Origin of the sequence: Streptomyces nymphaeiformis, from assembly GCF_014203895.1 — a bacterium.
Lineage (GTDB): Bacteria > Actinomycetota > Actinomycetes > Streptomycetales > Streptomycetaceae > Streptomyces > Streptomyces nymphaeiformis.
This window is the reverse complement of sequence record NZ_JACHJY010000007.1, coordinates 287,818-308,742: the sequence shown is the minus strand read 5'-3', so window position 1 is coordinate 308,742 and position 20,925 is coordinate 287,818. Positions and strand designations below refer to the sequence as shown.

At 72.9% G+C, this 20,925-nt stretch carries 25 protein-coding genes; 9 read left to right on the top strand and 16 right to left on the bottom strand.

Annotated features, from left to right (window positions below):
- Window positions 1-118: 118 nt before the first annotated feature.
- Window positions 119-904: a polysaccharide deacetylase family protein gene (locus GGE06_RS24825; protein WP_116164272.1), complete on the top strand. Its 786-nt coding sequence runs from the start codon at window positions 119-121 to the stop codon at window positions 902-904.
- 223 nt (window positions 905-1,127) lie between these two features.
- Here GGE06_RS24825 and GGE06_RS24820 read toward each other — a convergent pair whose 3' ends face one another.
- From GGE06_RS24820 to GGE06_RS24800, 5 genes are all read right to left on the bottom strand, one after another.
- A complete protein-coding gene (locus GGE06_RS24820; RefSeq protein ID WP_116164274.1) occupies window positions 1,128-1,895 on the bottom strand; it encodes a rod shape-determining protein in 768 nt (255 codons plus the stop codon).
- Between the two features lie 123 nt (window positions 1,896-2,018).
- Window positions 2,019-3,206, bottom strand: coding sequence for a globin domain-containing protein (locus GGE06_RS24815; protein WP_116164276.1), 1,188 nt, complete (start codon window positions 3,204-3,206; stop codon window positions 2,019-2,021).
- 69 nt (window positions 3,207-3,275) lie between these two features.
- Window positions 3,276-3,725: an RrF2 family transcriptional regulator gene (locus GGE06_RS24810; protein WP_116164278.1), complete on the bottom strand. Its 450-nt coding sequence runs from the start codon at window positions 3,723-3,725 to the stop codon at window positions 3,276-3,278.
- Between the two features lie 88 nt (window positions 3,726-3,813).
- A complete protein-coding gene (locus tag GGE06_RS24805) occupies window positions 3,814-4,647 on the bottom strand; it encodes a hypothetical protein (protein WP_116164280.1) in 834 nt (277 codons plus the stop codon).
- A gap of 137 nt (window positions 4,648-4,784) precedes the next feature.
- Complete coding sequence (locus GGE06_RS24800) at window positions 4,785-5,183, bottom strand: SHOCT domain-containing protein (protein ID WP_116164282.1); 399 nt, start codon at window positions 5,181-5,183, stop codon at window positions 4,785-4,787.
- Between the two features lie 161 nt (window positions 5,184-5,344).
- Here GGE06_RS24800 and GGE06_RS24795 point away from each other — a divergent pair, with 161 nt between their 5' ends.
- Both GGE06_RS24795 and GGE06_RS24790 read left to right on the top strand, forming a co-directional pair.
- The gene (locus GGE06_RS24795; protein WP_184931751.1) at window positions 5,345-5,785 is read left to right on the top strand and encodes a DUF6325 family protein; all 441 of its coding nucleotides are present in this window, start codon (window positions 5,345-5,347) and stop codon (window positions 5,783-5,785) included.
- Window positions 5,786-5,787: 2 nt separating this feature from the next.
- Window positions 5,788-6,111 (top strand): SHOCT domain-containing protein, encoded by a 324-nt coding sequence (locus GGE06_RS24790; RefSeq protein WP_184931750.1) that lies wholly within the window; start codon window positions 5,788-5,790, stop codon window positions 6,109-6,111.
- A 12-nt stretch (window positions 6,112-6,123) separates the two neighbouring features.
- Here the strand turns inward: GGE06_RS24790 and GGE06_RS24785 are convergent, their stop codons facing one another.
- A complete protein-coding gene (locus GGE06_RS24785) occupies window positions 6,124-6,573 on the bottom strand; it encodes a peroxiredoxin (protein WP_116164286.1) in 450 nt (149 codons plus the stop codon).
- Between the two features lie 102 nt (window positions 6,574-6,675).
- Window positions 6,676-7,266: a PadR family transcriptional regulator gene (locus GGE06_RS24780; RefSeq protein ID WP_184931749.1), complete on the bottom strand. Its 591-nt coding sequence runs from the start codon at window positions 7,264-7,266 to the stop codon at window positions 6,676-6,678.
- 178 nt (window positions 7,267-7,444) lie between these two features.
- Between GGE06_RS24780 and GGE06_RS24775 the strand changes: the two genes are divergently transcribed.
- The 3 genes from GGE06_RS24775 (at window position 7,445) to GGE06_RS24765 (ending at window position 9,821) form a co-directional block, all read left to right on the top strand.
- Entirely contained in the window at window positions 7,445-7,930 is a 486-nt protein-coding gene (locus GGE06_RS24775) for an SRPBCC family protein (protein WP_184931748.1), read from the top strand.
- A gap of 139 nt (window positions 7,931-8,069) precedes the next feature.
- On the top strand, window positions 8,070-9,494 hold the full coding sequence (locus GGE06_RS24770; protein ID WP_312883278.1) for a L,D-transpeptidase: 1,425 nt from the start codon (window positions 8,070-8,072) through the stop codon (window positions 9,492-9,494).
- Between the two features lie 15 nt (window positions 9,495-9,509).
- The gene (locus GGE06_RS24765) at window positions 9,510-9,821 is read left to right on the top strand and encodes a CU044_2847 family protein (protein WP_116164294.1); all 312 of its coding nucleotides are present in this window, start codon (window positions 9,510-9,512) and stop codon (window positions 9,819-9,821) included.
- A 4-nt stretch (window positions 9,822-9,825) separates the two neighbouring features.
- On the opposite strand, the gene GGE06_RS24760 is transcribed toward GGE06_RS24765, so the two are convergent.
- Genes GGE06_RS24760 through GGE06_RS24745 form a run of 4 tightly spaced genes read right to left on the bottom strand, consistent with a single transcriptional unit; the run spans window position 9,826 to window position 13,886 of the window.
- Window positions 9,826-10,641: an ABC transporter permease gene (locus GGE06_RS24760; protein WP_116164296.1), complete on the bottom strand. Its 816-nt coding sequence runs from the start codon at window positions 10,639-10,641 to the stop codon at window positions 9,826-9,828.
- Between the two features lie 22 nt (window positions 10,642-10,663).
- Entirely contained in the window at window positions 10,664-11,587 is a 924-nt protein-coding gene (locus GGE06_RS24755) for an ABC transporter permease (RefSeq protein WP_246532726.1), read from the bottom strand.
- A 10-nt stretch (window positions 11,588-11,597) separates the two neighbouring features.
- The gene (locus tag GGE06_RS24750) at window positions 11,598-12,797 is read right to left on the bottom strand and encodes an ABC transporter substrate-binding protein (protein ID WP_184931746.1); all 1,200 of its coding nucleotides are present in this window, start codon (window positions 12,795-12,797) and stop codon (window positions 11,598-11,600) included.
- A gap of 51 nt (window positions 12,798-12,848) precedes the next feature.
- Entirely contained in the window at window positions 12,849-13,886 is a 1,038-nt protein-coding gene (locus tag GGE06_RS24745; RefSeq protein ID WP_116164300.1) for an ABC transporter ATP-binding protein, read from the bottom strand.
- Between the two features lie 129 nt (window positions 13,887-14,015).
- On the opposite strand from GGE06_RS24745, the gene GGE06_RS24740 reads away from it, so the two are divergent.
- Both GGE06_RS24740 and GGE06_RS24735 read left to right on the top strand, forming a co-directional pair.
- The gene (locus GGE06_RS24740) at window positions 14,016-14,867 is read left to right on the top strand and encodes a FadR/GntR family transcriptional regulator (protein ID WP_116164302.1); all 852 of its coding nucleotides are present in this window, start codon (window positions 14,016-14,018) and stop codon (window positions 14,865-14,867) included.
- Window positions 14,821-15,654: a cache domain-containing protein gene (locus GGE06_RS24735; RefSeq protein ID WP_184931745.1), complete on the top strand. Its 834-nt coding sequence runs from the start codon at window positions 14,821-14,823 to the stop codon at window positions 15,652-15,654. The genes GGE06_RS24740 and GGE06_RS24735 overlap by 47 nt, the downstream gene beginning before the upstream one ends.
- A 13-nt stretch (window positions 15,655-15,667) precedes the next feature.
- Here the strand turns inward: GGE06_RS24735 and GGE06_RS24730 are convergent, their stop codons facing one another.
- The 3 genes from GGE06_RS24730 to GGE06_RS24720 are packed head-to-tail and all read right to left on the bottom strand — an operon-like array spanning window position 15,668 to window position 17,949.
- Entirely contained in the window at window positions 15,668-16,321 is a 654-nt protein-coding gene (locus GGE06_RS24730) for a TOPRIM nucleotidyl transferase/hydrolase domain-containing protein (protein ID WP_116164306.1), read from the bottom strand.
- A gap of 51 nt (window positions 16,322-16,372) precedes the next feature.
- On the bottom strand, window positions 16,373-16,690 hold the full coding sequence (locus tag GGE06_RS24725; RefSeq protein WP_116164308.1) for a cupin domain-containing protein: 318 nt from the start codon (window positions 16,688-16,690) through the stop codon (window positions 16,373-16,375).
- The gene (locus GGE06_RS24720; protein ID WP_184931744.1) at window positions 16,690-17,949 is read right to left on the bottom strand and encodes an MFS transporter; all 1,260 of its coding nucleotides are present in this window, start codon (window positions 17,947-17,949) and stop codon (window positions 16,690-16,692) included. Before GGE06_RS24720 ends, GGE06_RS24725 begins: the two co-directional genes overlap by 1 nt.
- A 131-nt stretch (window positions 17,950-18,080) precedes the next feature.
- On the opposite strand from GGE06_RS24720, the gene GGE06_RS24715 reads away from it, so the two are divergent.
- Complete coding sequence (locus tag GGE06_RS24715) at window positions 18,081-19,028, top strand: LysR family transcriptional regulator (RefSeq protein WP_184931743.1); 948 nt, start codon at window positions 18,081-18,083, stop codon at window positions 19,026-19,028.
- Here the strand turns inward: GGE06_RS24715 and GGE06_RS24710 are convergent.
- Both GGE06_RS24710 and GGE06_RS24705 read right to left on the bottom strand, forming a co-directional pair.
- A complete protein-coding gene (locus GGE06_RS24710; RefSeq protein ID WP_184931742.1) occupies window positions 18,961-20,250 on the bottom strand; it encodes a M20 metallopeptidase family protein in 1,290 nt (429 codons plus the stop codon). The two genes, GGE06_RS24715 and GGE06_RS24710, sit on opposite strands and share 68 nt — an antisense overlap.
- Window positions 20,251-20,352: 102 nt before the next feature.
- Window positions 20,353-20,886 (bottom strand): VOC family protein, encoded by a 534-nt coding sequence (locus GGE06_RS24705; RefSeq protein ID WP_184931741.1) that lies wholly within the window; start codon window positions 20,884-20,886, stop codon window positions 20,353-20,355.
- Window positions 20,887-20,925: the final 39 nt, after the last annotated feature.

Below are 20,925 nucleotides of genomic sequence, written 5' to 3'. Positions count from 1 at the left end.
GCGGACCCCGCCGATCTCCCCGGTATACACCATGTGTAGAGTGGTTTCCGGTTGTGATCACCGCCCTGACCAGCGGTGACGGCCGTACCGAAGACACCACGGGGAAAGCGGGTCCACCATGTTCCGATCCAGGTCTGGCCGCAGCAGGACGGTGGGCACCGCCGTGCTCGCCGCGGCCACGCTGATGCTGACGCTCGGAGCCTGCGGCGTCGACCCGGTCACCCCGCAGGACGCCCGCCGCGACGCCGCGACGGACGACAAGGCGGGCGGCACCGCCCGCCGCGTCGACTGCACGAAGGTCAAGTGCATAGCCCTGACCTTCGACGCGGGGCCGGGAGAGGACACCCCCCACCTCCTCGACGTCCTCAAGGAGAAGCAGGTGCGCGCCACCTTCTTCCTCCTCGGCAGCAAGCACGTCGACCGCTATCCCGACGTGGTCAAGCGCATCTCCGACGAGGGCCACGAGGTCGCCAACCACACCTGGTCGCACCGGATCCTGACCGACCTCGACGAGTCCGAGGTCCGCGAGGAGCTGTCCCGCACCCAGGACGCCATCGAGAAGATCACCGGCCGGAAGCCCACGCTCATGCGTCCGCCGCAGGGCCGCACCGACGGCACGGTGTCCGACGTCAGCCGGGAGCTCGGTCTGGCCCAGGTCCTGTGGAGCATCACGGCCAAGGACTACTCGACCACCGACTCGGCCCTCATACGGCAGCGGGTCCTGGAGCAGGCGCACCGCGACGGGATCATCCTGCTCCACGACATCTACGACGGCACGGTGCCGGCCGTGCCCTCGATCATCGACGAGCTCAAGCGGCGGGGCTTCACGTTCGTGACGGTGCCGGAGCTCCTCGCTCCCGGGAAGGCCGAGCCCGGCACCGTCTACCGTCCCGAGAAGGACTGACGGACCTGCCGAAATCGGGTGAGGTGACTCACATCGCCCACCGGGGATGCCTCGGAACATTCGGGAAAGGTTTACCGTTCATACGTACGTGACTGCGAAGGGGCCCGGTCCCCAAGGTCCCCCCCCGAGAGGTGACCGCTCTTCGCGCCGTCACGGCAATCGGCCCCGGTTGGAATCCCCCGTCCAACCGGGGCTCTGTCGTTCCCGCTCGGTGTCGCCCCCGTCAGCCGCGGGGGAGCGCGCCCGCCGGGTGGCGCAAGGCCGAGGCCAGCATCAGGCCCGCGCCCCGGACGACGCTGGTGGACGGGTCGTTCGCCAGGCGGAGCCGGGCCCGTAGGAGGTGGGCCAGGCGCCCGGTCACGTCGAGCCGCAGCGCGCCGCCGCCGGTCACCAGGACGCCCCGGCGCAGCGCCCCGCGGACGGCGCCGGTGCGGTCGTGCCGCCACAGGTCGCTCACCATGTCGGCGGTCGTCGCGGCGATCGTGTCCGCCCCGCTCCCCGATTCCGGGAGGTCGTCGAGGCCCACCTCGGCCAGCCGGGCGTCCTCGACGAGTCCGTCCACGACGAGGGTGACCTCCGTCAGCTGGGCGCCGAGGTCGACGACGAGCAGCGGTCCCCCGCCGGACGGGGCGGCGTAGGCGGCGGCCGCGCGGGCGCTGTCCACGGCGATGACCCGCACCGGGCCGAGACCGTCCACCATCCGCCGTGCCGCCGCCCGCTCCTCCGGGGCCGCGAGGACCGGGTGGGTGAGCATCACGACGGTGTCGTGCCCGCCGTCGCCCGGGGCCGAGGCGGTCAGGCTGCGGAGCAGCCGGAGCTGGGAGTCGGCATCGGTCACCCGGCCGCGCCGGACGGGACCGCTCGGAACGTCCGCGAAGACGCCCGCCCCCGGCGCCCAGGCGCGGGTCCGGGAACTGCCGATGTCGAGGGCGATCCCACGCACCGGCCGCCCCGTGGCCCGGCCGCCCGCTGCTGCTCCGAACGATCCCATCGTTTCCGTCCATTTCCTGTGAACCCGCTGATTGCGAGGTTGATATGGGACCTCACTATGCAATATCCGTGGCTGTGGCGCCATGGCGCTTGGGGATCGAAGGGAACGGGCGGTGAGGGTGGGTCAGCCCTCGGTGCCGAGCCACAGGTCGGGGCCGAACACCTCGTAGTGGATGTCGGCCGCGGCGGTGCCCCGGCCGAGGAGGTCGCCGCGTACCGCGCGCAGGAAGGGCAGCGGCCCGCACAGGTACGCGGTGGTGCCCGCCGGGAGGTCGATGAGCGTGACATCCGCGCGGCCCGGCCGGGCGCCGGACTCGCCCGGCTCCTCGTACCAGAGGTGGAGCGTCCCCTGCGGCAGCGCGTCCACGAGGCGCCGCAGCTCGTCGGCGTGCGCGTGGGAGGCGGGGGAGCGGTCGGCGTGCACCACGACGACCGGTCGCTTCGACCCGGTGGTGACCAGGTGGTCGAGCATCGCCAGCATCGGGGTGCTGCCGATCCCGGCGGAGGCGAGCAACAGGGGGCTGTCGCCCTCGGGCAGGACCAGGTCGCCGAAGGGGACCGAGACCTCCACGGTGTCGCCCGCGCCCGCGTGGGCGTGCAGCCAGGAGGAGACCTCGCCCGCCGGGTCGCCGTCGACCCGCTTCACGGTGATCCGCCACTGCGGGTGTCCGGGAGCGGCGGACAGGCTGTACTGGCGGATCTGCCGGGCGCCGTCGGGCAGGGCGACCTGGACGCTCACGTACTGCCCCGGCCGGAACGGGGCCGTCGGGGTCCCGTCGGTCAGCCGCAGGACGAAGGACGCCGTGTCGGCCGTCTCCTCGCGCCGTTCGGCGATCTCCATGGTCCGCCAGACCTGGCCCTCGGCGACGCCGGCCTCCTGGTAGAGGCGGGCCTCCACGGCGATGAGCGCGTTCGCCATCAGCCAGTACACCTCGTCCCAGGCCTGCGCGACCTCGGGGGTCACGGCGTCGCCGAGGACCTCCACGATGGCGGAGAAGAGGTGCTCGTGCACGATCTTGTACTGCTCGGAGGTGACGCCGAGCGAGGCGTGCTTGTGCGCGATCCGGGACAGCATCGTGTCGGGGCGGCTGTCGGGGCTCTCGAGGAGGGCCACGGCGAAGGCGGCTATGGAGCCGGCCAGCGCCTTCCGCTGCTCGCCGTTGGCCTGGTTGCCGCGGTTGAACAGGTCGCGCAGGAGCTCGGGGTGGGCGGCGAAGAGACGCCCGTAGAAGCGCTCGGTGATCTCGTCGAGGGCGCCGCCGACGGCGGGCAGGGTGGCACGGACGACAGGGACGGCCTGCTCGGACAGCATGAGAACTCCCAATCTGGTAGATGATCTGCGTATTTAAAGGTGTGCGGATGCTCCCGGGGAGCGGGCCGGTCAGGGTGAGCGCGGGGGGCGTGGGCTGAGGGTCAGGAGCAGCGGGCCGGTGGGGGATCCCACGAGTTCCGCCACGGTCAGCGGATCGAGCGCGCGGTAGAAGGCCTCCTGCGCCTCGCGCAGTGCTCCGCGCAGCCGGCACGCGGTGCGCAGCGGGCAGGGGGGATCGCCCTCGCAGGCGACGACCTCCTCCTCGCCCTCCAGGGTCCGGGTCAGCCATCCCACCGAAGAGCGCCGCCCCAGCTCCGTCAGGGCCAGACCGCCGCCACGGCCGCGCCGCGCCTCGACCACGCCGAGGTGCTGCAGCCGTGTGACCACCTTCGCCATGTGGGCGTAGGGCACGTCCATCGACTCCGCCACCTCTCGGGTGGTGACGGACTCCTCCGGTGCGGTGACCGCCAGGCGCATCACGGCACGGAGCGCCAGGTCGGTGAACTTCGTCAGCCTCACGGCCTGACCGTATCAAAGGCGCATCTCGCATACGTATTAGGGGGTGGTTCCCCGTATTAGTGGTTCCCTGTACTAGTGGTTCCCCGTACTAGGGGGACGATTCCCGGCGCTTTCGCCGTCGTCGCCACATCCACCAGCCGCCCGTGACCAGGCAGCTCGTCGTCAGGACGATCCCGGCCACCGGCCACCGCCCGCCCGCGATGCGCGTGTCGGTGGCGATGACCAGGAGCAGGGCGACCGCCGGCAGCATCATCGACGCCAGCGCGCGCAGCCCCGCCGCGGCCGTGGCGGGATCGACCCGGGCGCCCCGCGGGGTGCGCCGGTCGCGCGAGCCGACGTAGAAGACGGTGGCCCGGTCGGTCAGACGGTTCGTGGCGCGGTTGTACGAGTAGGCCATGTACGGCAGCCAGACGAGCGGGACCACCAGGCCCACCAGGAACACGCAGCCGACGAGCGCCCACTGGCCGACGCGGGTCCATAGCCCGACCTTCTCGTCGGAGGGCGTGAGCAGGCCGAGCAGCCAGGCCATGCGCAGCACCAGGGCGCGGAACGCGGCCACACGGCCCGGCCGCTTCTCCGGTCGCGGCCTGTCGGGGGCGGCGTCGAGGGCGGCCCGGGCCGCGGTGGTGTCCGCGTACACCCCTTGCAGGACGAGGAGTTCGGCCGCACGCTGCGGATCCGTGGTGTCGAGCCCCTCGGTGGCGGCGAGTTCGAGCACGATGCGCACCTGGGAGAGCAGGGCGCCGCAGAACGCGACCGGGATGAAGAGCATGAACGGGCCGCCGACGAAGGAGCCCTCCGCCGTGACCCTCCGGCGCCCGCGTGTGACGACGAGGGTCCGCAGGGCCGCCGTGTCGGCGTCGGGATGGGCGGCACGGAGGCGTTCGACCGCCGGCCCCGCCCCGGGGCCGAGGTGGCGCAAGGCGAAGGAGGCGAGGGCTTCCGGCAGCCTTCCGGGCTCCGCCGCGACCTCCCGCAGCAGCGAACCCTCGAGCCCGGCGCCTTTCCCGCCTCCCGCCGCACCGGCGCCGCGTCGTCCGGAGCGCCGTTTGTGGAGTCTCAGGACAGGACCTTGGCCTTGGCCTTCTCGAACTCCTCGGCCGTGATCGCGCCCTTCTCCTTGAGTTCGGAGAGCCGTGCCAGTTCGGCGGCGGCTCCGCCACCACCGCCCTGCGGGCCGGCGGTCTTGCGGATGTAGTCCTGGAACGCGGCCTCGCTCTCCTTGGCCTGCTTGACGTCCCGCTGGCTCATGCCCTTGCCGCGGGCGATGACGTAGACCAGGACGCCGAGGTAGGGCAGCAGGATGCAGAAGATCAGCCAGCCGGCCTTGCCCCATCCGCCGAGCGAGTGATCACGGAAGATGTCCGTGATCACCTTGAACAGCAGGAAGAGCCACAAGATCCAGAGGAAGAACCACAACATGGTCCAGAAGAGGTTCAGGGCGGGGTAGTCGTCCATTCCTGCACTCCGTTCCCGCGCAGGCCGGTGGGAGGCCTGGCGATGGAGCGAGTCTCACCCAGTCGCCACGCGCCCGCATGTCGTGACGACTCCAAGTGCGCACCCGATCCCGCCGTGTTCGGATGGAGGCCGAGGACCGACGGGCAACAGAGCGGAGCACCATGGGCCCGGTGGAATGCGTCGTGCTCGCCTTTCCGGGAGAGCGGCTGAAAGTGGCGGCCGTGACGGCCGTCGGGGAGCTGCGCCGGGCCGGACAGGTGCGGCTGATCGACTCGCTCGTCGTCGTCAAGTCCGTCACCGGAGAGGTGTCCACCTCCGAACTCGTCGAGTACGAGGAGTACGACGAGGCCACCGTCGAGATCGGCCCCGAGGTCAATCTGCTCGGCCCCGAGGACGCGGCCGAGGCGGCCGAGACGCTCGAACCGGGCTCCTGCGCGCTGATGCTGCTCGTCGAGCACGTCTGGGCCGCGCGGGCCGCGGAGGCGATGCGCGAGGCCGGCGGACGCGTCGCCGGGAGGGTGGGCATCGCGCCCGACCTCGTCGAAGAGGCGCGGCACGCCTATCGCGAGGCCGTGGCCGCCGCCGCGGTCGGAAGGGGCTGAGCATGTTCCTGCGACGCCGACCCCTCGTACGACCGGTCGTACGGCCCGTCGGAGCTCCCCTGCTGCGCGGCGCCCTCGTCGGCGGCGCGGCCTACGCGGCGGGCCGCAGCTCGGCCCGCGCCGTGCGCCGCGAGGAGGACCGGGAGCAGGCCGTCGCCGAACTCCAGGCGCGGCAGCAGCCCGTGGCGCCTCCACCGCCGGCGCCCGCCCCCGGCGGGGCGGCGACGACCGCCGACCAGCCGGCACGGCTCGGCGAGCTCGCCCAGCAGGGCCTGCTCGCCCCGGAGGAGTTCGCGGCGGCCAAGGCGAAGCTGCTCGGCGTCTGACCGGAAGCGAGATCAGGCGCCGCGCAGGGCCGCCAGTGCGCGGTCCGCGTGTGCGCTCATGCGGAGTTCGCTGCGTACGACCTCCAGGACCCGGCGGTCCTGGCCGATCACGAACGTGACCCGCTTCGTCGGGGCGAGCGAGAACCCGCGCTTCACGCCGAACCGCTCCCGTACGGCACCGTCCGGGTCGGACAGCAGCGGGTAGCCGAGCGAGTGCCGTTCGGCGAACTCCTGCTGCCGCTCCACCCCGTCGGAGCTGATGCCGACGGGCAGGGCGCCGACGGCACGGAACTCGGCCGCGAGGTCGCGGAAGTGGCAGGCCTCGGCGGTGCAGCCCGGGGTGAGGGCCGCCGGGTAGAAGAAGAGGACGACCGGACCTTCCGCGAGCAGGCCGGTCAGCGAGCGCGGGGCGCCCGTCTCATCCGGCAGCGTGAAGTCCTCGGCGAGGTCACCGACGTTCATCTCAGGCCCGTCCCGATCCGTTCCTGTGTCGCCGCCGGTGCCTCCGGTGGCCGGGCGGTGACGTTACCGCACAGTAGGGCCGGCGTCACCCCTCGGGGTGACTCACGCCCGCTGGGCCGCCCGAGGCGCCGCGCTCCGTGCGGCGGCGCGCCGGTCGAGCACGGCGAGGGCCCGTTCGCCCCAGCGCAGGTTCTCCTCCTCGAAGAACCGCCCGCGCATGAGCGTGAGGTACGGCCCGACGCGCTCCGCCTCACCCAGATAGGTGTCCTCGTCACGGCCGTCGAGCATCCACTCCCGCAGCCGGTCGTAGCGGGCCAGCTTCGCCCGCGCCGTCTCCATCCGCTGGGCCACGAACTCGCGGACGGCCGCGGTGTCGCCCTCGTCGCAGGCCTGCACCTGTACGAGCAGCTCGTCGCGGACGGCGCTCGGGCGCGGAGGCGCCGTCGTGTAGGCGACCAGATCCTGCCTGCCCGGCTCCGTGAGGCTGAACATCCGCTTGTTGGGGCGCCGTTCCTGCTCGACCACGCGGGCCTCGATCAGACCGGCCTCGGCGAGCCGCTCCAGCTCGCGGTAGAGCTGCTGCGGTGTGGCGGCCCAGAAGTTGGCGACGGACACGTCGAAGATCTTGGCCAGGTCGTATCCGGAGGCCTCGCCCTCCAGGAGAGCTGCGAGGACGGCGTGCTTGAGGGACATCCGGACACGCTAGCAGCACGTTGAATAGTTTCCTCCGCACCTAATCAACTCCTCCGCACCCGGTCGGCCGACGGAGTACGGAGGTGCCGGACGGGGGTTCTTCGCTGGCACGTCCGTCCGGCGCCTGCCTAGGCTGGAGAGGGCAGGCCGCGGGGGAGCAGATCCGAGGGGCAGCGCGATGGACAGCGACACGTTCGTCTACACCACCTATATCCGGACCACCCCCGAGGAGCTCTGGCAGGCGCTCACCGAGCCGGAGCTCACGCGCCGCTACTGGGGCGTCGCCTTCGAGTCGGTGTGGACGCCGGGCGCCCCGATGGTCTGGGACGAGAACGGCCGCAGGACCGAGGACCCCGAGCAGGTCGTCCTCGCGGCCGAACCCGGCCGCCTCCTCTCGTACACCTGGCACACCTTCACCCCGAACTGGGCGGAGGCGGTCCGGCTCGACGACGAGGTGTACCAGCGCCTCGTCCGCGAGCGCCGGTCCCGGGTCACCTTCGTGATCGAGCCCTCCGGCGACACGGTCAAGCTCACCGTCACCCACGGCGACCTGGAGCCCCACGGCACGATCAAGGCACTGATCGGCGAGGGCTGGCCCGCACTGATCTCCAGTCTCAAGTCCCTCCTGGAGACCGGAGAGGAGCTTCCGGAACCGCCCCGCTGACCCATTCGAGTCGTCTCGCCCCCGACTCCGCCGCCACGCCCGTCGCCTTGATCATCTTTTCCTCCTTTCATCCGCTTTGATGCTGTGGTCGGCACCGCCCGCCGACGTCTCCGCAGGAAAAAAGGGGAGAGTGTCCGACGTGCCGTCACGCCGATACGCACGGGGGTGGGGAGCGCTCTCCCTCGCCGTCGGAGCCGTCCTCGTCAGCACGGCGGCCCAGACCCCCGACGAGGACTCCGAGCGCGGCCACCGCGCCTCCGCCTCCCGGGACGCCACCGTCGTCGTCGCGGTCGACGGCTGTGTCGCCGGCGGCGGCCTGTGCTCCGCGCCGCGCCACGCGATCGTCCTCGGGGGCGGCCGCGTCCTCACCGGCCGGCCGTTCACGCTCGGCCCGCGGGCCACCGGTCCCGTCGAGCTGGCCCTCCGCACTCCCGGAGCACTCGCCGACGTCACCGTCACCGACCAGCGCGGCCACCGGATCGCCGGAACGCAGAGCGCGGACCACACCCGGTGGACCAGCGCCGCGCCCCTGCCGGCCGGAGCGCGCTATGCCGCCCGCCTCGTCGTCGACGGGACCGGGGCCGGCGGCGCCCACCGCGCCCGCCTCGACTTCCGGACGGCCCCGATGCCCGCCGGGGAGCGGCTGACGGTCACCTTCGGACCCGAGGACGGCGGCACGTTCGGGGTGGGCCGGCCGGTCACGGCCGAGCTCAGCCGACCCGTGCCGAAGGATGCCCCCGACGCCCGGCGTGCCGTGGAACGGGCGCTGGACGTACGGTCCGTGCCCCATGTGGACGGCGCCTGGTACTGGGTGGACGACGTCACCCTCCACTACCGGCCCCGCACGTACTGGCCGGCCCATGCCACGGTCCGGGTCCACAGCGGCCTCGACGGGGCCCGCATCGGCGGCGGCCTCTACGGCGGCCCCTCAAGGCCCCTCATGTTCACCACCGGTGCCCGGATCGAGGCCGTCACCGACGTCTCCGCCCACGCGATGAGCGTCTTCCGCGACGGGGAACTCCTGCGCACCCTCCCGGTCACCACCGGCAAGGCCGGCTACCGCACCCGCGGGGGCATCAAGGTCGTCCTCGGCAAGGAGCCGCTGGTCCGCATGCGCGGCGACACCATCGGCATCAAGCGCGGCAGCACCGACTTCTACGACCTCAAGGTCCGCTGGGCCACCCGGGTGACGTGGAGCGGCGAGTACCTGCACGCCGCGCCCTGGTCGCTCGACTCCCAGGGCAGCGAGGACGTCAGCCACGGCTGCACGGGCATGAGCACCGAGGACGCCGCCTGGCTGTTCCGGACGGTGCGCGAGGGGGATCTCGTACGGGTCGTCAACGGGTACGGGAAGCTCATGACGCCGTTCGACAACGGTTTCGGCGACTGGAACCTCAGCTGGCCCCAGTGGCTCCGCGGCAGCGCCCTCGCAGCGGAAACCACGGAAACCACGGAAAGCACCGACAGCGCAGGCAGCGCAGGCAGCGCAGGCAGCACGGACACCGCAGATGCCGCCGGCCCCGCGTCCAGCTCGGCCGCGGGTGCGCTGAGCCCGACACTCTGAACGGAGGGAGCTTCGGTGCCGGACATCACCAAGGTCGACGTCGGTGACGCGACGCTCTTCGTGGAGGCCCGACGCCTCGGCACGGAGACGGACCTCGAAGGGCTCGGCGGCCGCCTCCCCGACCTGTCGAGCGTCACCGAGGCGCTCTCGAACTTCGCCGGACAGATCGGGCAGGCGCTCCATCAGGCGGCCCCGGACCGTGCGACCGTCGAGTTCGGCTGTCAGCTCGGCCTGGACGCGGGCAAGCTCACCGCGCTCGTCGTCCAGGGCACCGCGAACGCCAGCGTGCGCGTGACCCTCGAATGGGTGAAGAAGGCACCTCGCTGATCCCTCACACCCGTCCGCCGCCGGCCGTGTCCGAGGAGAGCCGCTGCGCGGCGTAGATCGGGATCACCGAGAGCAGCACGAGCGCCGCCGCCACCACGTTCACCACCGGAGCCTGCTGAGGGCGGGTCATGTTGTTGAAGATCCACACCGGCAGCGTCTGCACCCCGGGTCCCGCCGTGAACGTCGTCACCACGATCTCGTCGAAGGACAGCGCGAAGGCGAGCAGCCCGCCCGCGAGCAGCGCCGAGCGCAGCAGCGGGAACGTGATGTCCCAGAAGACGCGGAACGTGTGCGCCCCCAGGTCCATCGCCGCCTCCTCGTACGAGCCGGGAAGCCGACGCAGCCGCGCCACCACGTTGTTGAAGACGACCACGATGCAGAAGGTGGCGTGGCCGACGACCACGGTGAACATGCCGAGTCCCACGCCGAGGGGAGCGAGGACCGTGCCGAAGGCCGAGTTGAGCGCGATGCCGGTGACGATGCCCGGCAGCGCGATCGGCAGCACGACCGCGAAGGAGACGGCCTCCCGTCCGAAGAAGCTGTAGCGCTGCACCGCGAAGGCGATGAGCGTGCCGAGCACCAGGGCCACCGCCGTCGCCGCGAGCCCTGCCTGGACCGAGGTCCACAGCGCCGCGCGGGCGCCCTCGTTGTCCCAGGCCGTCGCCCACCAGTCGAGCGTGAGGCCGGGCGGCGGCCAGCTCGCCGAGCGGTCAGGGTTGAGCGAGCCGAGCAGGACGAGCAGCAGCGGCAGGTAGATCGCCGCGAAGCCGAGACCGGCCGCGGTGCGCAGCGCGATCCGCGCGGGACGGGAGAGGTTCATCGGTCGCGGTCCTTCCGGCCGGTCACAGGCTGCGCAGCGCGCCGGAGCGCCGCACGGCGAGGAGGTACAGCACGATGACGGCGACGGGCACGGTGCCGAGCGCGGCCGCCAGCGGCAGGTTCAGGGTGACGTTGGAGTAGACGAGGTTGCCGATCAGCTGGGTCTTGCCGCCGACGATCTGCACCGTGATGTAGTCGCCGAGGCTCAGGGAGAAGGTGAAGACGGACCCGGCGGCCACCGCCGGCCACACGAGCGGCAGCACCACCGAGGCGAAGGTCCGCCACGTCCTCGCCCCCAGGTCCGCCGAGGCGTTCAGGAGGTTGTCCGGGAGCTGGGCGAGCGCGGTGTGGATCGGCAGCACCATGTACGGCAGCCAGAGGTACGTGAGGACGACCACCGTCGCCGTCAGCCCGTACCCGGGTCCGCTCAGGCCGAGCGGCCGCAGCGCCCAGTCGAGCGGTCCGCCCTCGGAGAGGATGAGCCGCCACGCGTACACCTTCACGAGGTAGCCGGCCCACAGCGGCATGAGCAGCGCCACCACGAACAGCGGGCGGCGGCGCGGGTGGGCGACGCGCGCGGTGTAGAAGGCGAGGGGGAAGGCGATGACGGCGCAGAGCGCGGTCACGGCGAGGGCGACGCCGATGGTGCGCAGGGCGACCGTGCGGTAGACGGGGGAGCCGACGAGTTCCTCGAAGTTCTGCGAGGTCCAGATCCGGACGACCTCGGAGGTGAAGGCGTCGGTCGACCAGAAGGCGGAGAGGAACAGGGCCGCGAGGGAGCCGAGGTAGGCGAGGACCAGCCACAGCAGCGGGGCGGTGAGCAGGGCGGCGAGGCGCAGCCGGGGCCGCCGGTGCAGCGCCCCGGCGAACCGCCGGACGGCGCTTCGTCCGGGGCCGGCGGTTCGCGTCGCGGACTCGGGGGAGAGCCCGGGGGAGAGCGCGGTCATGGCGTCGGGGTCAGCCCTTGATCTCGGTCCAGGCCTGGACCCACTTGGCGTACGGCACGCAGCGGGTGTCCGTCCGGCCGTCCAGGCACTGCTCGATGGGCGTGGTCCAGAAGTGGACCTGCTTCCAGTACGCCTCGTCGGAGGCGTGGAAGACGGCGCAGTGGTTCTTGTCGGCGGTCTCGGCGCACGACTTCGCGTTGGCCGGGGCCTCGCCGAAGTACTCGGCGACCTGCGCGTTGGTCTTCGGCGAGACGATCCAGTCGAGCCACTTGTAGGCGCAGGTGGGGTGCTTGGCCTTGGCCGAGACCATCCAGGTGTCGGACCAGCCGGTGGAGCCCTCCTTCGGCAGGACCGCGTCGACCTTCGCGCCCTCGGACTCGGCGAGGTTGGCGATGACCTGCCAGCTGGTGCCGACGACCGAGTCGCCGCTCTTGAAGGCGGAGATCTCCTTGAGGTAGTCGCTCCAGTACTCGCCGATGTGCGCGTTCTGCTCCTTGAGCAGGGCCACGGCGGCGTCGAACTGCTTCTGGTCGAGGGCGTACGGGTTCTTGATGCCGAGCTCGGGCTTGGTCGCCTTGAGGTACAGGGCGGCGTCCGCGAGGTAGATGGGGGAGTCGTACGCGGTGACCTTGCCGCTGTGCGCCGAGGCCTTGTCGAAGACGGCGGACCAGGAGTCGGGGGCCGGCTTCACCTTCTGCGTGTCGTACATGAGGAGGTTGGCGCCGCGGCCGTGCGGGATGCCGTAGGCGACGCCCTTGACGGAGTTCCAGTCCTTGTTCTTGAGCCCGGCGAAGACGTCGGCGTAGTTCGGCACGAGCGCGGTGTTCACGGGCGCGGCGTCGCCGGAGGCGATCAGCCGGAGGGAGGCGTCGCCGGAGGCGGAGACGGCGTCGTACGCGCCGGTCTTCATCAGCGAGACCATCTCGTCGGAGGTGGCGGCGGTCTTGGCGTTGACCTGGCAGCCGGTCTGCTTCTCGAAGGCGCTGACCCAGTCGACCTTCGGGTCGTTGGAGCCGTCCTCGACGTAACCGGCCCAGGCGATCAGGTTGACCTCGCCCTCGGCCTTGCCGAGGGCCGTCGGCGCCTTCAGGTCGGGCGGGTTGAGGCCGCCGGACTTCCCGGACCCCGCCGGGTCGGCCGATCCGCAGGCGGTGACGAGGAGCAGCCCGGAGAGGGCGGCTGCGGTCAGGAGGGAGCGGTGCGGGCGCACGTGGTTCTCCGTTGCGTGAGGGGGACGGTGCCTGACGGGACGTAGGGGGACTTACGGGGTTTCCGGGACGCTCACCGCGTGGCTCGGGTGCCACTGGAGGCCGATCCGGGCACCCCGGAAGGCGGCGAGGTCGGCGGAGGAGGTCTCCAGGTTCTGCTGGAGGGCGGTGAGCCGGCCGCCGCCGTCGAGGTCGACCAGGAACCGGGTGGAGTCGCCGAGGTAGACGACCTCCGCGACCGTGCCGGCGGCGGTGGCGTGCCCGGGGTCGCCGGGTGCCTTGTGGTCGGAGAGGATCCGGATCTTCTCCGGCCGGATGCTGTACGTGCCTGGCGCGCCGACCACCCGCCGGGCGGTCTCCCCGGTCAGCAGGTTGGAGGAGCCGACGAAGCCGGCGACGAAGGGGGTCGCGGGGCGCTCGTAGATCTCGGCGGGGGCGGCGACCTGTTCGATCCGGCCCTGGTGGAAGACGGCGATCCGGTCGCTCATCGTGAGCGCCTCCTCCTGGTCGTGCGTGACGAACACGAAGGTGATGCCGACCTCCCGCTGGATCTCCTTGAGCTCGACCTGCATCCGCTCGCGGAGCTTGAGGTCGAGCGCGCCGAGCGGCTCGTCGAGCAGCAGCACGCGGGGGCGGCCGACGAGCGCGCGGGCCAGGGCGACCCGCTGGCGCTGGCCGCCGGAGAGCTCGGCGGGTCGGCGCTTCCCGAGACCGTCGAGGCCGACCTGCGCGAGGGCGGCCCGGGCGCGCACGAGACGCTCGGCGCGGGGCACGCCGCGGACCTTGAGCCCGTACGCGACGTTCTGTTCGACCGTCATGTGCGGGAAGAGCGCGTAGTCCTGGAAGACGGTGTGCACGTCCCGCTCGAAGGGGGCGAGCCGGGTGACGTCACGGCCGGCCAGTTCGACGGTGCCGGCGCTCGGCGCCTCGAAGCCGGCGATCATCCGCAGCACGGTCGTCTTCCCGGAACCGGAGGGACCGAGCATCGAGAAGAACTCGCCGTCCGCGATCTCCAGGTCCACCCCGGCCACGGCCTCGGTCCGGCCGTAGGTCTTGCGCAGTCCCGTCAGCCGGATCGCCATTCCCTCCATGGGCGGGAACCTTTCTGGTGCGGTGGAGCGTTGCTCGGGCGTGGGCGTAAAGATATGAAGTCATAGTTCAAATCTCAAGACCCCTTTAAGGTAAAGCCTGAGTCAACGCTCGACGCGAGGTGGTTAACCGTGAGACCGAACGGCAGGCCGGACGAGGGAGGCGGCGCGGCCCGGACCGGCGCCGCCCGCAGGGCCGTCTTCACCCCCGTCGACACCCGGGCCCGGGTCGACACCGTCGCCCGCCGCATCGGCGACGCCATCGAACTCGGACTCCTCGCCGACGGCGAACAGCTGCCCGGCGAGACCGAACTCGCCGGACAGCTCGGCGTCTCCACCGTCACCCTGCGCGAAGCCCTCATGGCCCTGCGCCAGCAGGGCCTCGTCACCACCCGCCGGGGCCGCGGCGGCGGCAGCTTCGTCACCCTCCCCGACACCCCGCCGCAGGAACGGTTGCGCGCCCGCCTCGCCGACTGGTCCACCGAGGAACTCCGCGACCTCGGCGACCACTGGGCCGCCGTCTCCGGCGCCGCCGCCCTGCTCGCCGCCCGCCGCACCCAGCCCGGGGACCTGCGCCCCCTCACCCGTACCGTCGAGGAACTCGCCGCCGCCGACGACCCGGCGACCCGCAGCAGGCTCTACGGCCGCTTCCACGTCGAACTCGCCGCCGCAGCCCAGTCCGCCCGCCTCACCCGCGAGGAGATCGCCCTCCAGACGGACCTCGGCGCGCTCCTCTGCCTCGTCCTCGACGACCCCGTCCATCTCGGCAATGTGTCGGATCGTCACCGCGCCGTGATCTCCGCCGTGCAGGATGAGGCCGACGAGCGGGCCAGAACGCTCGCCGAGACGTGCGTACGGGAGTCAGTGGGGCGGCTGATCGCGCTGCGCCTCGGCACCCCCGGCCGCGCAACCGAGCCTCGTCCCGAGGAGGACACGCATGGGCAGGAGCAGCGGGCTCGCGAGCCCCGCGGGGGCCGTCGCTGACACCGCACGCGCGGACGTGACGACGGCGCACCGGGCCCCGGACCCGTTCGACGAGGCCGCCGACGAGGTGGTCGGTCGCGTCCGGGACACCCTCGAAGAGGTCTTCGCCGCCGTCGCCGAGACCGGCACCGACACGGCCACCCTGCTCGCCCGGGTGGCCGGTCCCGGCCGCGCGCCCGTCGCCGCCGACCTGGCGGCCCTGCGCCCCGGCCTGCGTTCCCGGCTGGCGGACCATCCGCTGGTCTCGGGCGTGGGCTTCGTCGCCGCTCCCGGACTCCTCACCGACGTGCCGGGCTGGCTGGAGTGGTGGCAGCGCGGCCCCGACGGAGCCGTCCGCCCGCTCCTCCTCGACCTGGACCCGGAGCACTCCGCCTACTCCGACTACACGCACTGGGACTGGTACACCCTGCCCCGCGAGACCGGGCACCGAGCCGCCGCCGGACCCTACGTGGACTACCTGTGCTCCGACGAGTACAGCCTCACGCTCTCCGCGCCGGTCGAACTCGGCGGCCGGTTCGTGGGCGTGGCCGCCGCCGACGTCTACCTGCGGCACTTCGAGGCGGCCGTGCTCCCCGTGCTCCAGCGGCTGCCCGCACCGGCCCGGCTCGTCAACGCGCGGGGCCGGGTCGCCGCCTCCACCGACCCCGGCCACCTGGCCGGATCCCTCACCAAGGGCCCCGACTTCGCCGCCGTCCTCGCCGGGCCGCCGGCCGAACACCGCGTCGACGGCCTGCGCCTGCGGCCCTGCGGAGACACGCCCCTCGTCCTGGTCACGACGGACGCCTGAAGCCCCGGGGCGGTCACAGACTCCGCAGGAGCCCGTCGAGGGGCGCCGGCACCCGGCCCGCGTCGAGGGCCTCCACCAGGAGGGTGCCGTAGCGGATCTTGCGTCCCTTCTTCGTGCCGAGGAAGCGCCGCAGCTGCTGCTCCCGGGGCCGGCCGTGCTGGGCGGGCTGGCTCAGGAAGGTCTGCCAGGGGCGCAGATCCCCTTCCTCACGGATGATCTCCTCGACCTTCGCCGTGCCCAGCGCGCGGATGAGCTCGTCCTCCAGGTCCGCCACACAGACGAAGAACCCGTCCTGCGGCGCTCCGGCCCGCGCGAGGCCGCGCTCGTAGAAGCCCCGCTCACGCTCGTCGCACAGACCTGTCAGGCGCAGGTCGAGTCCGGGCGGTCCGAGCAGTTCGGCGTAGCGGGCGACGCTCATCGCCCCGCCCATGGACACCACGCACACGCCCTCCGCGGCGAGGTCCCGGCCGCGCCGCGCCGCCAGCGACTCGACGGCCGCGAAGTCGCTCGGTCCTTCCAGGAGCACCGCCGTCCGCAGCCCCAGGGCCACGGCCAGTTCCCTCGCCGTGTCTCCGCCGGACGCGCCGGCCGCCCAGCGGCCCACCTCGTCCTGGAACGCCCTCGTGCCCGCCCACGCCCTGTCCGCCCGTGCCCTCGTGTCTGCCATGGGGCGAGTCTGCCCGGCCACGCATCCGTACGGCACCGGAATATCGGGCCCTCAGTCGTTCACGGCCGTCAGCAGCACCACCGCGTCCTCCAGCGCCGTCAGCCCGTGCCGCTCCTTGGGGATCATCCGCAGCGTGCCGGAACGCAGCTCCTCCGTCCACCCGGCCGCCGTCAGGTTCACCCGGCCCCGCAGCACCTGGAGGCTCGCGGCGGGCGGCGCGTTGTGCTCGTCGAGCGACGTGCCCGACGTCAGGGCGATGACGGTCTGCCGCAGCACCCCGTCGTGCATCACCACGTGGGCGCTGCGCCCGTGCGCGTGCGCACGGGCCGCGGCCAGGTGCTCGTCGGCGAGGGCGGTGAGGTCCAGCATCATGACTCTCCCTGCGGGATGCGCGGGCGGATACCCCCAGCCTCCCGTGTGACGTCCCGGACGCAACTCGGGGCCGCCGGTCGCGCGCGGACCACCACGAGCCCGCCGACGGCGACGCACGCCCCCGCGGCGAGGAGCGCGGCCGTCCAGCCGTGCGCGGCGTACAGCCAGGTCCCGGCGAGCGAGCCGAGGGCCCCGCCGCCGAACGTGGCCAGCATGAAGACCGTGTTCACCCGGGCCGCCACCGCCCGGCCGATCCCGAAGATCCGCGCCTGACTGGCCACCTGACAGGAGCTGACCCCCACCACCAGCAGGTTCGCCCCGGCCACCAGGGCCACGGGGGAGTACGGGGCGATCCCGGCCGCCGAGAGGCCGAGCCCCGCGCAGACCAGCCCCCCGGCGTTCACCGCGGAGGCCCCGTACCGGTCGGCCAGCGACCCGGCGGCCGCCGAGAGCAGCGCCGCCGGCAGGGTCAGCACCCCGAAGAGCCCCGCGGCCCCCGGCCCGTACCCGAGCGGCGGGGCCGCCAGGTGGAAGGCGAGCACGGACCAGAAGACGCTGAACGCGGCGAAGACGCACGCCCCGAGCAGCGCCGAGATCCGCAGCTCCCGGTGGACCGCGAGGAGCCGGGGAAGCCCCGCCAGGAGCCGTGCGTACGAGGTGTCCCCCCGCGACCCCAGCCGTTCGGGCAGCCGGCGGGGGAGGACGAGGAGCAGTGCCGCCGTCGCCACGGCCGCCACCGCGTAGGCGACCCGCCAGCTGCCGCTCGCGTCGGTCACCGCGCCCGAGACCGTACGGGACAGGGTCGAGCCCAGCGTGAGACCGAGGCCGACCAGACCCACGACCCGGCCCTGTCGTCCGGGCCCCGCGAGCACAGCCGCCACGGGGGTGAGGATCTGCGGGAGCACCGTCGTGGTGGAGAGCGCGAGGGTCGCGACCGTCAGGGTGACCACGTCGGGGGCCGCCGCGGCAACGAGCAGGGCGGCGCTGGTCAGGGCGAGCAGCACCGAGGTGAGGCGGCGCAGCCGCGCGGAGTCGGCGAGCGGCACGAGCAGCAGGATGCCGAGCGCGTACCCGATCTGGGCGGCCGAGGCGATGAGTCCCGCCGTCCGCTCCGACACGTCGAGCCCACGTGCCACGGCGGCGAGCAGCGGCTGCGGGAAGTAGATGTTGGCGACGGTGACCGCCCCCGCCACGGCGAGGAGCAGGACGTTCACGGGCCGGGTGGAGGTGGCGGGAGCGAGGGGGCGTGGGACCACGGAGGGCCTTCCGTACGGGGGGAGGGGGACGTCTCCAGGCTCCCGGCAGCCACCCCGGCCGATCAAGCTGTCATCATGAAACCGGCGTTGAGCCACACTCAACGATCGGCGGACGTGAAGGGACGGGGCCGGTGCTCGAACGGTACGAACTGGAAGCGTTCCTGACGCTCGCCGAGGAACTCCACTTCGGGCGCACCGCCGAACGCCTCGGCGTCTCCACCGGCCGGATCAGCCAGACCGTCAAGAAGCTGGAGCGCCGCTTCGGTACACCGCTCTTCGCCCGCACCAGCCGCAGCGTCCGCCTCACCCCCGTCGGCCAGGCCCTGTACGAGGACCTGCTGCCCGCGTACCGGCAGATGAGGGCAGCCCTCGAACGCGCCACCGCCGCGGGGCGCGGAGTCCACGGGAGGCTGCGCGTCGGCTTCGGCACCCCCTGGGGCGGCGAACTGCTCACGGCCGCCGCCGACGCCCTGCTCGCCTCGTACCCCGACTGCGAGATCACCGTCCGTGAGGTGCCCCTCGACGGCGGGGTCCGCCCCCTCCAGGAGGGCACGCTCGACGTCCAGTGCGCCACCTTCCCGGTCCACGAGCCGGACCTCACCACCGGACCCGTCGTCGTCACCGACGCACGGGTCCTGCTCCTGCCCGCCGGACACCCGCTGGCCCGCCGCGATGCCCTCGGCCCGGAGGACCTCGCGGGCCTCGACCTCATCGCACCCGGCGGAGCCGTACCCCGTTACTGGACCGACCACCACTACCCGCGCAGCACCCCGTCCGGCGCCCCCGTCGGCCGGGGGCCGGCCGCCGCCACCTGGCAGGAGGTCCTCTCCCATGTGACCGCCGGCCGGGGCGCCTCCCCGGGAGCGGCCCGCGGCGCCCGCTACCACCCCCGCCCCGGCATCGCCTACGTTCCGCTCCACGGCGTCCCGCCCCTCGCATACGGCCTCGTATGGCCCACCGCCGCCGACTCCGCGCTGCTCAGGGCCTTCGTGGCGAGGGTCGAAGGTCTTTCTACCGGACGACCAGAGCGCCCGTCAGATGGTCGTACGCCACATGCGCGTGGAGACGGACACCGGTGACGAGGGTGTCGTCGTCGGCGTAGAAATGCGGGTTGTGGTTGGTGACGAGGCCGCGCCCGCCCTCCGCCGGGACCGGCCGTCCCGAGGCGTCGAGCGCGGCGTCCTGGACGCCGAGCATCACGTACAGGCCGCCGAACCGGCGGATGAACTCGGAGACGTCGTCGTAGCCGAGCGTGGCACCCGTCTCCACCACGCGCTCCCCGCCGGCCACCCGGCGGAAGGTCGGCAGCGCGGCCTCCACCCACGGCCCGCTGTTGTGCACGGGCGGCACGGACTGCAGGTACTCCACCGTGGCCGTCGCCCCGTACGCCGCCGCGGAGTGTTCGGCCAGCGTCGTCAGACGGCGCTCGACCTCGGCCATGTCGGACTCGACGGCGCAGCGGACCGTGCCCCACAGGGTCACCGTCTGGCCGATGATGTTGAAGCGGCCCACGTCCTCGACGTGCCCGATCGTCACCGTGACCGGGTCGAAGGCCGAGACCTGCCGGTACAGCTGGCCGATCCCGGTGAGCACCGCGCCGACCGCGGGCATCGGGTCGACGCCCTCCCAGGGCGTGGAGCCGTGCACCTGCTTTCCGGTGACGACGATGCGGACCAGGGCGGACGCGCCGTACTGGTTGCCGACCCTGTACCCCACGTACCCCTTCGGATACGGCGTCACGTGCATGCCGAAGGCCATCGTCGGCACCGGGCCGGCGAACGCACCCGCCTCGACCATGGCCCGCGCCCCGCCCTCCTCCGTCACCGGCGGGCCCTCCTCGGCGGGCTGGAAGACGAAGAGGACCGTGCCGGGAAGCCGCTCGCGGACACCCGCGAGGACCGTCGCCGCGCCCATCAGCATCGCCGTGTGGCAGTCGTGCCCGCAGGCGTGCGACACGGGGAACGGGCCGCCCGGGTAGTCGGCGTCCACCGTCTCGGAGGCGAAGTCCGTCCCGCACAGGTCCTTCACCGGCAGCGCGTCCATGTCGGCCCGCAGCGCCACGACCCGCCCGCCGTCCGGCGCCGACCCGCGCAGGACGCCCACCACGCCGTGACCGGCGATGCCCGTACGGACCTCGTCCAGGCCGAGGGAGCGCAGGTGGTCCGCCACCAGGCGGGCCGTGTTCACCTCCCGGTTGGACAGCTCCGGATGCCGGTGCAGATGACGCCGCCAGGCCACCACCTGCCCGGCCGCGTCGGCCGCCCGCTCGTCCAGTTCCTCGTGGATCGCCTCGCTGTCCAAGGGGACTCCCTCTCGTACCGGCCGACGCCGCTCCGGGAACCGTGCGGGAACAGCCTCCCACCCCGGGCGCGCAGAGACACGGCGCGGACACCGACCGGGCGGTCAGCCGGTCGGGCCGACCGGGGCGCTGCTGCGGCCGTGGTCGCGACCGCTGAGCTCGGCGTCGAGGGTCGCCTGGGCCACGCGCATCGTCTCGGCGTACCCGGGGTCCTGGAGCCGCCGCCACATCTCGTCCTCGGAGACCTCCTCGACGACGCTCGTCACCCACCAGATGTTGCCGAAGGGATCCCGGACCCGCCCGCCGCGTTGCCCGAAGGCATCGAAGGCCAACGGGGTCACGACGCGCGCGCCCGCCGCGGCGGCCCGGTCGAACGCCTCGTCCGCGTCGGCGACGAACACGCGCAGCAGACTCGGCAGGACCGGCCAGTCCGCGCGCCGGTCGAAGGCCAGCACGACGGTGTCGCCGACCCGGATCTCGCCGTGCCCGATCCCGCCGTCCTCGGTGGCCACCCGCGCGAGCTCCTCGCCGCCGAACGCCTGGGCGACGAAGTCGAGGAAGGCTCCCGTGTCGTCGGTGACGACCCAGGGGGCGACGGTCGTGTAGCCCTTCGGGGTGGTGCCGCTCTGCTCGGGCATGGTGATCCCTCCGTCGATGTGACCCTCGGTGCCGGACAG